The organism is Parabacteroides sp. AM17-47, assembly GCF_003434625.1.
Taxonomy (GTDB): domain Bacteria; phylum Bacteroidota; class Bacteroidia; order Bacteroidales; family Tannerellaceae; genus Parabacteroides; species Parabacteroides distasonis.
The window spans coordinates 191,165-205,742 of sequence record NZ_QTLI01000010.1; the positions used below are offsets into that span (position 1 = coordinate 191,165).

A 14,578-nucleotide genomic window follows, 5' to 3' on the forward strand; every position below is an offset into this window, starting at 1 on the left:
TTTTAGTCTTTTGGAATCAGTAATAAGTTATCCTTATAGGACAACGGGGGATTATATTGGATTTCCCGGTTGCCCCTCGGGGTAGCGGATCGTAAGAGTGGTGACTGGCCGGTTATCTCGTAAATAGCTTGTCCTAATAAAGGATCCTTCAAATCTCCGAATTCAGCTAGATCACTCTTGAATTCATCAATAGCTACATCGGGATGAAATCCGTCTTCATAATCAGCTTCCCGATCCTTATTATAAATATGGAAAGTGACGGGAGAAAGTATCCAGCCATATTTTTTAGATTCATTGTAGATCGTCATACCGACGGTCTTGCCAAAAGTCTGCTTACCGATAACCCGAACGTCTAGATAAGATCGTAGCGAGTTAATGATAAGTTCGGAGGCAGAAGCCGTAGTTGAACCTGTCAAAACAAATAGCCGTTGTAGGTTTAAGTTTCCCGCCATGACCTCGGTCGTTTTGAGTAAAGGCAAGGTCTCATTTTTATTGGAGTTTTTATCGTTATACTCCATGATACATAAAGGTTCTCCTAAAACGTTTTCACGGACTAATAGCGAAGCCAGTAATTGGGCGCAATTGACAAGCCCACCCCCATTATAGCGTAAATCAAGTACGAACTCATTGACGTTGCGGCTTTTGAATTTTTCGAAGAGTTGTTGCAAATAAAGATTATAACTTGTGTCGCTATAATCGTATTCATCCGGTCCGGAGGCGAAATGGTTGTACATCAAATAGCCGATTCGCTTATTGCCATATGTGTATACGGAATCTTTTAGGAATGGGGTGTCTTCTACCGTTCGGGATGCGTTCAAGGTAACTCTTCGGGTGGAGACGAATCCCTTGGTGTTTCCTATTTCTTTTCCTAGTTGGAGGGATACGCTGCCTCCGCTTCTCAATACATCATAGTCTTGGATAGAACCCAAGGAGCCGTTTACGCCAAGTATCCAGTCTCCCCGTTTCAATCCGGCTTCTTCGGCGGGTGAATCCTTTAATACATAAAGGACAATGGCTATTTTATAGGTACTGCCTCCGTCTTTAAGGTTGGAAGTCGCGAAATCGAATCCATATGAGTTGTTCGCGTCGTAAATGCTCTTTGTTACGGTCGCTTTCTCTAATTGGGAAAAGTAATGATGACCTTCAGGAAGATCTTTCCCGTCTTTATCGGATAACAGGCCCTTGAAGAAGGTCTCCGGATCAAGACTAAAGTCCAAGGAACTTTTATCCGGGAACTCGGAATACCAAAGATAATTCTCTCGCATCGTTTGCTCGATCCATTGATTTACTTCATTGTCGGTTGCCGGAATGTCAATATCATCTTTCTCGCAAGCGGAGAATGCTAAAAGGCCAAGGATAACGATCGTATAATATTTATAATTCATAGTGGATATATATTAAAAACAGCCCTTCTCTCAATAACGGAAAAGGGCTGTTGATATTGTTAAGGACAAATATACGCTATATTTTCTTCTCGATAACCGCTTGAACAACATTTAATACATAATCGCCCAGCTTTTCACTTTCACTAACCATGTCCATGTAATAAACGCCATCTTGATATTGGTACAGCTTATTGTTGATATCTTCGATATTCCGGCTCTTCAACTGGTTACGATAGTTGTTGATCTCGTTCTCTATGTTATAAGAAGGATTGATATCATCATGTACGAGTTCCGGTTTATGCAAAATTAGGTTCATGCGATTTAACGCCCCGGATACCAGCTCGAACATATGATCCAAGTGCTTGTTTTGCTCCTCCGTGAATTCGGATTTGAACTCGTTTCTGCGTTTGATACTTCGGGCAAGGTTATTACAAGAATCCGCTATACTCTCGATTTCCGAGACGGCACGTAGCATGATACGGATTTCTTCCTTACTTTCAGAACTCAAACGGCCTTCCGATACTTCGGTCAAGTAATTTGCGATCTCGATCTCCATGCGGTCGCTGATATTCTCGTATTTCTCGACGCGGCTATAAGTCTTGAGGAAGGTCTCCTCATTCTTCTCGTAGAATAATTCTTTCACCATATTAAACATCCTAGCCGTACGCTCGGCGAATAATGAGATTTCTTTATGAGCTTGTAGGATGGAAAGCTCGGCGGTGGATAACATACCTCCCGTGATATAGCGAAGGCGGTATTCCTCGTCTTCCACCTTGGGCTTGATAAGCGTACATACGGTCTTTTCGATCAAGCTTACGAACCAGATCATAATGAAAGTATTACTGATATTGAATGCAGTGTGGAACGCTGCCAGTTTAAAGGATACCGCCACAGCCGGATCACTGACCTTCATTACATGGGTAACAAACCATGAGACGGCATTCGTGAAAGGGTAGAAGAGCACCAAAACCCACATGACACCGAAAACGTTGAAAACAAGGTGCGCTAACGCGGCTCGTCGTGCTTGTGTGTTTCCGGTTAATGCGGCTAAGTTGGCCGTAATCGTGGTTCCGATATTTTCGCCTAATACCAAAGCGACTCCCAAATGGTAATCGATCCAGCCGTTGGCGCACATAATCAATGTAATAGCCATCGTGGCGGCGGAGGCTTGTACGATCATGGTTAAGATCGCTCCGATAAATAAGAACAAGATGATGGAGAAAAATCCCATATCCGTATAATTCTGCACGAAAGCCAGCATTTCCGGATTCGCTCCGAGGTCTGGGGCGTTTGCCTTTAAACTTTGAAGACCCATGAACAGGAACGCGAAACCAAAAACAAATTCACCAATTGATTTACGAGAGCTTTTTCCTGAGAAGAAGAGTGGGAGAGCGAAAGCTAAAAGGGGAAGGGCGAATGCGGCGATATCGACCTTGAAACCGAGGGCGGAGATAAGCCATGCCGTTACCGTGGTTCCGATGTTAGCACCCATAATGACTCCGATGGATTGGGTCAATGTCAAGAGTCCGGCATTCACGAAACTCACGACCATAACCGTCGTAGCCGATGATGATTGGATAAGAGCCGTTATTAACACCCCGGTGAGCATACCGGTTACTCTGTTCGTGGTCATCGCGGTTAGTATTCGCCGTAAACTGTCACCCGCAAATTTTTGTAACCCTTCACTCATGATCTTCATTCCGTACAAGAACAGCGCCAAGGAGCCGATCAGCCGGAGAAAATCAAAAAAAGAATAGTCCATTTAAATTACGTTTAAGTGGATTGTATATCCGATTAATATTCCTAACTTTAGGGGGCGAATTTACAAATAATAACTGAGATAGTATGTCTGAGACAATAACAATTTACTGCAAAAATAATAATACCTACAAGGATGTACCCATTGGTTCTTCGTTGTTGGACATTTATACGGCGGTTGGCGCTCCGCTTCGGTACAGGCCGATGAACGCGCAAGTGAATAATAAGACGGAAAGCTTGAACTTCCGTTGCTGGCAACCGAAGGATATCGAATTTATCGACTATACTCAATTATCCGGATTGAGAACCTATGTCCGCTCGCTTTGCCATATATTTTCCAAGGCGGTGTATGATATTTGGCCGACGGCGACCTTAAATCTGGAACATCCGGTATCGAAAGGTTACTATTGCGTGATCCATAACGGCAAGAACATCGATCTGGAGACGATCGAGAAGATCAAGAAACGTATGTGGGAGTTGATTGATGCGGATCTTCCTTTCCTCCATAAGAGTGTCCGTACGGTGGATGCCGCCGTATTGTTCAGGGAGCGGGGTATGAATGATAAGGCTCGCTTAATAGAGACGGCGGGATTGCCTTATACCTCTTATTATGAGTTGGAAGGTTATATCAACTTCTTTTATGGCTGTTTAACCCCTTCGACCGGCTATATCCAATTGTTTGACTTGGAACCGTATATGGATGGCGTTTTGCTCCGTATCCCGAAGCAGACCGATCCGATGGAATTGCAGCCTGTCATCAAGCAGGATAAGATGTTCGAGGCTTATAAGGAACACCTTACATTGCAGCGGACTGTCGGCTTAGATAATGTGGGGGATTTGAATTTAGCGATAGAGAAAGGCCGCTCTCAGGATATAATCCTTGTCTCTGAGGCGATGCAGGAAAAACAGGTTGCCAAGATCGCCGAAAAGATCGCCGATGGATATAAAGAGGGCATCCGTATCGTCTTGATCTCCGGCCCTTCTTCTTCGGGAAAGACTACGTTTTGCAAGCGTTTGCAAGTACAATTGACGACTAACCTGCTTCATCCGGTAGGAATTTCCTTGGATGATTATTTCTTGAATCGGGAAGATACACCGAAAGATGAGCATGGCGAGTATGATTTTGAATCTTTGTATGCGCTGGATTTACCTTATTTTAATAAGGATTTGAAGAAGTTGTTATCCGGGGAAGAGATCGAGCTGCCTAGTTTCAACTTTGAGTCTGGCCGAAGGATTTTCAAGGGAAAGAAGTTAAAACTTCGTGAGAACTCGATTTTGGTAATAGAAGGTATTCATGCTTTGAATCCGGAACTGACGGAGTTTATCGATGATAAATATAAATATCGGGTATATGTCTCGGTCTTGACCTCTATCTCTTTGGATAACCATAATTGGATACCGACGACGGATAATCGTCTGCTGCGCCGTATTATCCGGGATTATCGCTTTAGGGGATATTCGGCGGAAGATACGATCAACCGTTGGCCGAGCGTGCGCCGGGGTGAGGATAAATGGATCTTTCCCTATCAGGAGAATGCGGACGCTATGTTTAACAGCGCCATGTTGTATGAGCTGGCCGCCTTGCGCAAATTCGCGGAACCGATCCTCGCACAAGTGCCGGAGAGTAGTAAGGCGAATGCGGAGGCGTATCGTTTGCTCCGTTTCCTCCGCTACTTTAATTACATCCCGACGGAGGAACTTCCCGGAACTTCCTTGCTCCGTGAATTCTTGGGGGGAGGAAGCTTCAAGTACTAGGTAGAATCATACTCTATAAAGCCTTTAAAAAAAGACGTACGTGTTTTTCCGAAAACATGTACGTCTTTTTTTGAAAACACGTACGTGTTTTTTTTGTATCTTTGTCCATGAGTCACATTAAACACAAGACGATATGAACCAGACTATTTACCCCATCGGCATACAGAACTTCGAGAAAATCCGCAAGGACGGCTATCTCTACATTGATAAGACCGCTTTGATCTATCAATTGGTGAAAACAGGAAGCTACTATTTCCTCAGCCGCCCGCGTCGATTCGGGAAGAGTCTGCTGCTATCCACGCTGGAGGCCTATTTCCAAGGGAAAAAGGAGCTGTTCGAGGGACTGGCCATGGAGAAGCTGGAGAAAGAGTGGACCAAGCATCCGATCTTGCATTTCGACTTGAATATCTCCCACTACGACGCCCCTGACAGCTTGTATAAGATATTAAATGATACCTTGTCCAGATATGAGGAGGAGTATGGGACACGGCCTACCGAGGAGACCCTGCCCCTCCGCTTCGCCGGAATCATCGACCGGGCCTACCGCAAAACCGGACAGCGGGCCGTGATCCTGATCGACGAGTACGACAAGCCCTTGCTACAGAACTTGCACGACGAGGAGACGCAAAACCGATTCCGGAACATGCTCAAACCCTTCTACGGTGTGTTGAAGACCATGGACAGGGCCATACGCTTCGCCCTGCTGACCGGCGTGACCAAGTTCGGGAAGGTAAGCGTCTTCAGCGACCTCAACAATTTGGACGATATATCCATGCGGGAGCCTTACGCCGCCATTTGCGGCATCACGGAAACGGAGCTGCGTACGCATTTCGATGAGGACATCCATACGTTGGCCTCTGCCCTTGAGCGGACATACGAGGAGGCCCGATCCTTGCTACGGAAACGGTACGACGGCTATCATTTCGTGGCCGGGGGACCGGGCATTTATAACCCTTTCAGCCTGCTGAATACCTTCAAGTATATGCGGCTCAGCGATTATTGGTTCGAGACGGGCACGCCCACTTACTTGATGGAGTTGCTGAAACGAACGAACTACGACCTGTACGACATGGCCAACACCGAGACCGACGCCGATGTGTTGAACAGCATCGACTCCGCTTCGAACAATCCCATCCCCGTCATCTACCAAAGCGGATACCTCACGATCAAGGATTACGAGCCGGAATTCAAGATCTATCGCTTAGGTTTCCCGAACCAAGAGGTAGAGGAGGGTTTCATGAAATACTTACTGCCGTTCTATACGAACATTCAAGCCTCGAAGTCTCCTTTCGAGATAGGCCGCTTTGTGAGAGAGGTACGGGCAGGAGACTACGATGCCTTCTTCCACCGCCTACAAAGCTTCTTCGCCGATACCTCTTACGAGGCGATTATTGGCCGGAACCCGGAACGGGACACGGAGCTGCATTACCGCAACGTGCTCTTCATCGTCTTCAAGCTGGTCGGACTGTACACGCAAGTGGAATACCACACCTCGAACGGACGCATCGACCTCGTCCTACAAACCGACCGCTACGTCTATATCATGGAGTTCAAGCTGAACGGAACCGCAGAGGAGGCTCTGCGGCAGATCGAGGAGAAAGGTTATGCCCTACCCTTCGCCGCTGATAAACGGCAAGTGATCAAGATCGGCGCGAACTTCTCCTCAGAGACCCGGAATATAGAACGATGGCTGGTAGGATAAAAAAGCCTGTTTTATCCATATATACTTACTTTGCGGATGAAGTATATATCCTATGCCCGGAGAAGATATACTTCATCGGCAAAGTAAGTATATCTTCTCTGGGAAAAGGCTTCTCAAGTGAATAACTGATCACTTCCCAAGCCGTTAACTGACGGCTACCCCTACTCGTTAGTTATTCACTTGACAAGCCGTTAGTTATTCACTTGTCAAGCCATAAGCGGATGACTTGCTTCTAGCGTAACCATCTGTTATTCAAGATATTTGTAATGGAAATAAAAATAGATCCAAAAAGTCGGGATTTCCAGCCAAGATATTCTCGTCTTTTTGTATTATTTTTACCCTCAACAAATAACACACAAATGAAGAAAAACATTGTTTTCCTGTTAATTCTAATACCTATTATATGGATCTCTTGCGACGGAATGGGCCATCAAACCATAGACTTCCGAAAAATAGAGAACCTTATGCCCCAACATCCGGATAGCGCCTTAATGCTCCTTGAACAAATAGAGAACAAAGAAAACCTATCCCGAAAAGATAAGGCACATTATTATTTGCTGCTGACGGAAGCGGAAGACAAGACGTACGTTACGCATACCACCGACTCCCTGATCTCGATCGCCGCGGATTATTACGAGAAAACAGACGACTTGGGAAGAAAAGCGAAAGCTTGGTATTATAAAGGAAGAATCAATCAAGACTTGGGGCACCCGCTAAAAGCGCAGGAATATTACCTCAAGGCTCTTCGGGATGAGGAAAAGATAGAGGATCATGCCTTGCTTGGTAGGATCCATAATCATATAGGTATGCTCTATGCCTACCAGAAGGTTTATGAGAAGGCATTGCCTTTCCAGAAAAAAGCGGTGGAAAATTTTCATTTATTAAGTGATAGTACAGGACAGGTGTTCGCGTTGCGGGATTTAGGGCGTACCTTCTTGATGCTGGGCCATCAAGACAGCGCTATTATTTGCAACCAAAAAGCGATCGCTTTAATGAGGAAGAGAATTATTCCTTCGGTTTATACGGAATTAGCAGGTTTCTATATAGACAGACAACGCCTGGAGGAAGCACATGGATTATTGCGGACATCTTTACAAAACGTAGCAAAACCACAAGCCAAATATCCCGTATATCTAGTGCTTGGGGAACTTTATAAGAAAAGCGGTCAAATCGACTCGGCTTGCTTTTACTTACAAGCCTGCATAAATTCTGCACCTTTACCCGAGACACGTGCCGGAGGACTTTTCCATTTGAAAGAAATAGCCTTGGAGAAAGGGCAATGGGAACAAGCGGCGTTATTATCTAAGCAATACGAATTATTAAAAGATTCTATAGAGCAAGGAAAGAATGCTGAATCCATCCGGAACGTACAAGCGTTCTATTCATATAACGAAATCGAACAGGATTTATGGGAGGCACGGCTTTACGCTTCTAAACAGAAGTCCTTTTATTCTTTACTCATAACGGCTTGCCTGTTTTTATTAACAGTAGCCCTACTGCGTTTCATCCATTACAGGCGAGAACGAAAAAGCCTGTTACAACGGTTAAAAGCCAATGAAGAACAAATTCAAAGAAATGAGCAGACCCTGAAAAATATATCTGACGTAAAGGATAGCCTACAGAACGAAATCCAAATTTACAAAACGAAAGAGCGACAACTTTCCAAGGAAAAAGATGAGCAACTAAAGCGGACAAACGAGGAGATCAGGCAAAAAATCATGCAATTAGAGAAATTGTCTCATACCAAAGATGAATTAGAGAAAAATTTGCTCACCCTTCGGAGCGAGAACTCAAACTTAAAGAAACGGGAACAAGCAAGAGAAGAAGAGCGGAAAAAAATAGAGGAATCAGAGCGACTGCAAAACGAACGCCTATATGATAAATTCCGTTCCCCCGCTGGCTGGGAACCCACGGATACGGATTGGCATAAACTTTTCATCTCGGTGGACAAACTTTACCCAAAGATGGTGACCACCTTGCAAAAATCCACCTCCTTAAACGAATCGGAGAGGAAAATCTGTTATCTAAGTAAAATAGGAGTAAAACCCGGGGCGATCGAAATCTTGTTGAGTAAGGGAAATGTATCCGTTTATCGAAAAAGATTGTATGAGAAGCTCACCAAGAAGGAAGGAACAGCGAAGGATTTTGATAAATATATATCTGATATATAATAATTTATGCAGGATTTAAAATTAATAAAAACGAACAAAAATGAACAAAAGCGAGAATAGGACGAAAAAATATTTTTTCGCATTGTTCATATTTGTTCATTCGCTTATTGTTTTTTTACTGATATTCACAAACGATTAAAACACAACCAGTAATTAAACAATATTAGAGCATGAAAACAAATTTGTTGACCTTCTGTATCTTTTTAGGTTCTTTTTTCTCCATTTCATTGGCGTACGGGGATGATATTCCTACACAAGGAAGATGGGATGATGAGGATTATCGTTCCATCACGGCGTTGCCACCCACATTGTCCATAAATAACAATGTACTGAGCATAGAGTTCAAGGATGCTCTGGACAACCTGACAATTCATATTACGGATGAGAATGGTAATATAATATATGAGAATATACTTTCCGGTGCGATGGGCGATATAATCGACATTCCGATAGACGGAATGCAGACAGGAGCATATCAAGTAATCTTAAGCCATAAGTTAGGGTGGTTAACTGGTGAATTTGAGATCCGATAAAGCGTATGACAATCTTTAAATTCTCATCGTGTCTTCGTGATTAGGATTGGGATGGCACGATGGAATTTTAATGTATCTTGTCGCCGCAAAGTTACTACAAAAAAGTGAAATGCGGAAAGATATAGTGATAGAATTGAGTTACAAGGGTTTTGGTTGAAGTGGCGATAATCCGTGAAGCCATTACAATCCCTGCCGAAGCCAAATCCTGACGCCGCTACGTTACTTGTTCGTAACCATGCCCGAAAATGCGACAAACGGGTACGAATAGCGAAACAAGGCTCTAAGGAATAGTGAGTTATCCATAACTCATGCGAAAAATCAGGTTACGGAAAAAGATTGCGCCGTTCCTCCCCGTTTTGCGTACCAACACCGGACTCTTCACCAACTAATTTTGAAACCCAAAAATTAAGGACAATGAAGAGTACATTTTCAGTAATCTACTACCTCAAGCGTCAGGTAGTGAAAAAGGACGGGACAGTTCCCGTCATGGGACGCATCACGGTGGACGGCAGCCAGACACAGTTCAGCTGCAAACTGACTGTCGATCCGAAACTGTGGGACACCAAAGGTGGACGTGTCACGGGCAGAAGCACGGCGGCACTCGAAACGAACCGTATGCTTGACAAGATGCGGGTGCGCATCAACAGACACTATCAGGAAATCATGGAGCGTGACAACTTCGTCACGGCGGAGAAGGTAAAGAACGCCTTTCTCGGACTGGAACACCGCTACCACACGCTGATGCAGGTGTTCCGCCAGCACAACGAGGACTACGAGAAGCAGGTGGAGGCAGGCATGAAAGCCAAAGGCACGCTGCTGAAGTACCGCACCGTTTACAAGCACATGCAAGAGTTCCTCGACATCCGCTACCATGTGAAGGACATCGCCCTAAAAGAGCTTACCCCGGCTTTCATCTCCGACTTCGAGATGTTCCTGCGCACGGACAAGCACTGCTGCACCAATACCGTGTGGCTGTACGTCTGCCCGTTACGGACGATGGTATTCATCGCCATCAACAACGAGTGGCTGACGCGCGACCCGTTCCGCGAGTATGAAATCAAGAAGGAGGAAACAACACGCAGTTTCCTGACCAAAGATGAGATCCGCCTGCTGATGGAGGGGAAACTGAAAAACGCCAAACAGGAATTGTACCGCGACCTCTACCTGTTCTGCGCCTTCACGGGGCTGTCGTTCGCGGATATGCGCAACCTTACGGAAGAGAATATCCGCACCTACTTCGACGAACACGAGTGGATAAACATCAACCGCCAGAAAACGGGCGTGGTGTCCAACATCCGCCTGCTCGACATCGCCAACCGCATAATCGGCAAATACCGGGGACTGTGCGGGGACGGCAGGATATTTCCCGTTCCGCATTATAACACGTGCCTTGCCGGTATCCGTGCCGTCGCCAAGCGTTGCGGCATCACCAAGCATATCACGTGGCATCAGAGCCGCCACACGGCAGCCACGACGATATTCCTCTCCAACGGTGTTCCCATCGAAACGGTCAGCTCCATGCTCGGACACAAGAGCATAAAGACGACGCAGATTTACGCAAAGATAACCAAAGAGAAGCTCAATCAGGACATGGAGAACCTTGCCGCAAGATTGAACGGCGTCGAGGAATTTGCAGGTTGCACCATCTAAAAAGAAAAGCCATGAAACGTGACACAATCATCATCGAGGACAAGGCAGTCAGCGTAACCGGTAACGACGTGTGGATGACCGCCACCGAAATAGCCGGATTGTTCCATACGACCGTCCCGGCAGTGAACGCCGCCATCAGAGCCGTCCGCAAGTCGGACGTGCTGAACGACTACGAGGTGTGCCGCTACATGCAGCTTGAAAACGGGCTGCACGCGGACGTGTACGCCCTTGAAATCATCATCCCGGTCGCTTTCAGGGTGAATACCTACAACACCCACCTGTTCCGCACATGGCTGGTGGGAAAGGCACTCTCACAAGAGAAACGGCAGACATACGTGATGTTCATACAGAACGGAAAAGCCGGGTATTGCTGATTGCACATACCCCATAAGACAAGTAAACGGGTAGCACCACAAAAGGTGTCACCCGTTTACTTTTTCATGAAACCGCCTCACTCCAGCGGCTTGCGGTAGTTCGCTTCCAGTACCCCGCGCAGCCCCGTTTCCGGGTAAAGCACCTTCCCTCCCAAAAGTATGAAGGGCAACACGCGGTTGTTGCGGTATTCCTGCAAGGTGCGCCGGCTCACACGGAGCAGTTCCGACACCTCGCCGTCCGTCAGGTAACGTTCCCCGTCCAGCGGAGGACGGTAGCTTTCCAGAAATGCGGACAGCCATTTCGAGCCTTTGCGCATATCCTGCACCACAGAGGCTATCGGCTCGTCTTCCATCGTAAAAACATCGTTGTTCTCGTTCATCATAACTTCGGATTCAGTGGGTGAATAAATCAAATCATCTGCCGTGCGGATAGAGCGTGCCGACAAGCGGTATCAGCCGCTTCACCTCCTCTGGCTTGTAATAGAACCTGCGGTTTATCTGCGAGTAGCCGATAAGCCGCCTGTCACGCAGCGTCTGCAACGTGCGCGGGCTTATTCTCAACTGCCCGCAGACCTCCTCGCCCGTGAGCCATCTTTCCATGCGCCCCGTGTCGCTTTTGCGCCTTAGGGCGGCGACCTTCTCCGAGAGTGCGCCGAATGCCGCCACCATCATCTCGAAAGTCTTTTTCTCGATAGATACTATTTCCATATTCATGTCATTTAGAGTTTGCCGCAAAGGTAACGAAACGGCATACAAGACGTATCGTTTTCCGCTGAAAGGCTGCCTGTTGCGCCGTTTGACCGGGTTACGGAGCCATCTTCCGCAAAAATCTTACGTGAGTCACGTAGTGAGTTGTTAAAGCCCCTTTTGTTTATTGCCGAATTTTGTCGCAGAAACAAAAAGAAAGGACTGAACATGAAAGTGATAACAATGGAAAGTTCCGCCTACAAGGAGATGATGGCGCAGATTGCGAACATCGCAGGGTACATCCGCGAGGCAAGGGACGAGAAGAAACGGAAGCGGGAAACCGAAGACAAGCTGCTTGACACGGCACAGGCGGCGAAGATGCTCAACGTGAGCAAGCGCACCATGCAGCGTATGCGCACCGACCACCGTATCGAGTATGTGGTGGTACGCGGAAGCTGCCGCTACCGCCTTTCCGAGATACTGCGGCTATTGGAGGACAACACAGTAAGGAACGAGGAAGGGACAATAGACACCCTGTTCCACAACCACACGCTGCGCACGGGCGGCAAACCAAAAGGAAGGAGGACATAGGTCATGGAACTGCTCACACGAAACAACTTCGAGGGCTGGATGCAGAAGCTGATGGAACGGCTCGACCGTCAGGACGAACTGCTGCTGGCGATGAAGGCTGAGGGGAAACAGCCCACTATCACGGAAAGCATCCGCCTTTTCGACAATCAGGATTTGTGCATGTTGCTCCAGATAAGCAAACGCACCCTCCAACGCTACCGCAGCGTAGGCGCATTGCCCTACAAGACGCTGGGCAAGAAGACCTATTACAGCGAGGAGGACGTGCTGACATTCCTTTCCAACCATATCAAGGACTTCAAAAAGGAAGATATAGCCTTCTACAAGGCTCGTATCCATAATTTCTTTCATAAATAACCCATTAAAACATTTTTCAGATGGCAAAGAAAAAAGACGAAAAGGACGTGCTGGTAGTCCGTGACGAGAAGACAGGCGAGATCAGCGTGGTAGCCGGGCTGAACGCGGACGGCACACCCAAGCGCACCCCCGCAAAAGCGGAGAACGCGCAGAGTTTCCTGCAATTCGACCGACATGGCGACGTGCTGGACAACTTCTTCAAGAACTTCTTCCGGCAGTGCAAGGAACCCAGCCGCTTCGGTTTCTACCGCATTGCGGCAGACCAAGCTGAAAATCTCTTAGAGGTGATGAAGCAACTGCTGAAAGACCCCGAAGCGAACAAGGAGCTGCTCGCCCCTCACAAGGTGGACACCTCCGACTATGAGAAGAAGGTGCAGGAAGAGATGGCAGCACAACAGACAGAGAAACAAGAACCTCAAAAACAGGAGAACATGGAACAACGGAAAGAACAGCAACAGGACAAATCCGAACAGATGCAGGGCAAACGTGGCTACCAGCCCATCGACGAGAGTAAAATCAACTGGCAGGAGCTGGAGGACAGATGGGGCGTAAAGCGGGACAACCTTGAAAAGTCCGGCGACCTTACGAAGATGCTCAACTATGGCAAGTCCGACTTGGTAAAGGTCAAACCGACCTTCGGCGGCGAATCATTCGAGCTGGACGCCCGCCTCTCCTTCAAGAAGGACGGTGAGGGAAACATCAGCCTCGTGCCGCACTTCATCCGCAAGGAGCAGAAGCTGGATGAGTACAAGGAACACAAATTCTCCGACAATGACCGGAAGAACCTCCGCGAAACGGGCAATCTCGGTAGGGTCGTGGACATTGTGGACAGGGAAACGGGCGAGATCATCCCCTCCTACATCAGCATCGACCGCAAGACGAATGAAATCACGGACATTCCGGCAAGCAGGGTGCGCATCCCGGAGCGCATCGGCAAGACGGAAATCACCACGCAGGAGCGGGACATGCTCCGCGCCGGACTGCCCGTACGCGACAAGCTCATCGAGCGCAACGACGGCAGAAAGTTCGTCACCACCCTGCAAGTGAACGTGGAGCAGCGCGGCGTGGAGTTCGTGCCGGGAACCGGCAAGTCGCCCCGTACCGCACAGACACAGGAAACCAAAGGCGACACATCGAAAAGTCAGGCGCAGGGCGGGGAAAATGCCGCACAGACCAAGAAGGAGCAACGCCGCAACACGTGGATGAACGAGGACGGCAGCATCCGCCCCATCAGCAAATGGAGCGGCGTGAGCTTCACCGACCAGCAGAAAGCCGACTATGTGGCGGGTAAAGCCGTGAAGCTGGAGAACGTGACCGACAAGCAGGGCTTCCATGCCACGATGTATATCAAGTTCAACCCGGAGAAGGGACGCCCGTACCGCTACGACACGAACCCTGACAATGCACAGCAGGTTGCTCCGTCCAACGAGAGCCGCACGCAGGTGGCGGTGAACAACGATGGCAAGACCAACGAGGCTACAAAGAATCTGAGAGAGCCGTTGCAGAAAGGTCAGACCAACCCGAAGGACGCCCGCCAGCAACAGCAGCAGGAGAAGCCGCAGAAGAAAACGGGCAAGGGCATGAAAATGTAATCCCGTGTCCGCCACTGAATCCAAAA

Annotated in this window: 13 protein-coding genes; 9 read left to right on the forward strand and 4 right to left on the reverse strand. The window is 47.6% G+C overall.

Annotation, left to right across the window (positions count from 1 at the left end):
* Window positions 1-2 precede the first annotated feature (2 nt).
* Window positions 3-1,385 (reverse strand): S41 family peptidase, encoded by a 1,383-nt coding sequence (locus tag DW205_RS10200; RefSeq protein WP_005863487.1) that lies wholly within the window; start codon window positions 1,383-1,385, stop codon window positions 3-5.
* 76 nt (window positions 1,386-1,461) lie between these two features.
* Window positions 1,462-3,147, reverse strand: coding sequence for a Na/Pi cotransporter family protein (locus tag DW205_RS10205; protein ID WP_005863486.1), 1,686 nt, complete (start codon window positions 3,145-3,147; stop codon window positions 1,462-1,464).
* Window positions 3,148-3,230: 83 nt separating this feature from the next.
* Between DW205_RS10205 and DW205_RS10210 the strand changes: the two genes are divergently transcribed.
* The 6 genes from DW205_RS10210 to DW205_RS10240 all read left to right on the forward strand — a co-directional run bounded on the left by DW205_RS10210 (window position 3,231) and on the right by DW205_RS10240 (window position 11,328).
* A complete protein-coding gene (locus tag DW205_RS10210; RefSeq protein WP_005863485.1) occupies window positions 3,231-4,898 on the forward strand; it encodes a nucleoside kinase in 1,668 nt (555 codons plus the stop codon).
* 133 nt (window positions 4,899-5,031) lie between these two features.
* On the forward strand, window positions 5,032-6,600 hold the full coding sequence (locus tag DW205_RS10215) for an ATP-binding protein (RefSeq protein WP_005863484.1): 1,569 nt from the start codon (window positions 5,032-5,034) through the stop codon (window positions 6,598-6,600).
* Between the two features lie 359 nt (window positions 6,601-6,959).
* Window positions 6,960-8,771 (forward strand): tetratricopeptide repeat protein, encoded by a 1,812-nt coding sequence (locus tag DW205_RS10220; protein ID WP_005863483.1) that lies wholly within the window; start codon window positions 6,960-6,962, stop codon window positions 8,769-8,771.
* Window positions 8,772-8,941: 170 nt separating this feature from the next.
* The gene (locus tag DW205_RS10225; RefSeq protein ID WP_005863481.1) at window positions 8,942-9,304 is read left to right on the forward strand and encodes a DUF3244 domain-containing protein; all 363 of its coding nucleotides are present in this window, start codon (window positions 8,942-8,944) and stop codon (window positions 9,302-9,304) included.
* Window positions 9,305-9,718: 414 nt separating this feature from the next.
* Window positions 9,719-10,954: a site-specific integrase gene (locus DW205_RS10235; protein WP_004291422.1), complete on the forward strand. Its 1,236-nt coding sequence runs from the start codon at window positions 9,719-9,721 to the stop codon at window positions 10,952-10,954.
* A gap of 11 nt (window positions 10,955-10,965) precedes the next feature.
* Entirely contained in the window at window positions 10,966-11,328 is a 363-nt protein-coding gene (locus DW205_RS10240; protein WP_004291423.1) for a hypothetical protein, read from the forward strand.
* Window positions 11,329-11,405: 77 nt separating this feature from the next.
* On the opposite strand, the gene DW205_RS10245 is transcribed toward DW205_RS10240, so the two are convergent.
* Complete coding sequence (locus DW205_RS10245; RefSeq protein ID WP_004291424.1) at window positions 11,406-11,711, reverse strand: helix-turn-helix domain-containing protein; 306 nt, start codon at window positions 11,709-11,711, stop codon at window positions 11,406-11,408.
* Window positions 11,712-11,742: 31 nt separating this feature from the next.
* The gene (locus DW205_RS10250) at window positions 11,743-12,042 is read right to left on the reverse strand and encodes a helix-turn-helix domain-containing protein (RefSeq protein ID WP_004291426.1); all 300 of its coding nucleotides are present in this window, start codon (window positions 12,040-12,042) and stop codon (window positions 11,743-11,745) included.
* Between the two features lie 201 nt (window positions 12,043-12,243).
* Here DW205_RS10250 and DW205_RS10260 point away from each other — a divergent pair, with 201 nt between their 5' ends.
* The 3 genes from DW205_RS10260 to DW205_RS10270 are packed head-to-tail and all read left to right on the forward strand — an operon-like array spanning window position 12,244 to window position 14,552.
* Window positions 12,244-12,606: a helix-turn-helix domain-containing protein gene (locus DW205_RS10260; protein ID WP_004304264.1), complete on the forward strand. Its 363-nt coding sequence runs from the start codon at window positions 12,244-12,246 to the stop codon at window positions 12,604-12,606.
* A 3-nt stretch (window positions 12,607-12,609) separates the two neighbouring features.
* On the forward strand, window positions 12,610-12,960 hold the full coding sequence (locus DW205_RS10265) for a helix-turn-helix domain-containing protein (RefSeq protein ID WP_004291454.1): 351 nt from the start codon (window positions 12,610-12,612) through the stop codon (window positions 12,958-12,960).
* A 20-nt stretch (window positions 12,961-12,980) separates the two neighbouring features.
* Complete coding sequence (locus tag DW205_RS10270) at window positions 12,981-14,552, forward strand: DUF3945 domain-containing protein (protein ID WP_121963084.1); 1,572 nt, start codon at window positions 12,981-12,983, stop codon at window positions 14,550-14,552.
* Window positions 14,553-14,578 lie beyond the last annotated feature (26 nt).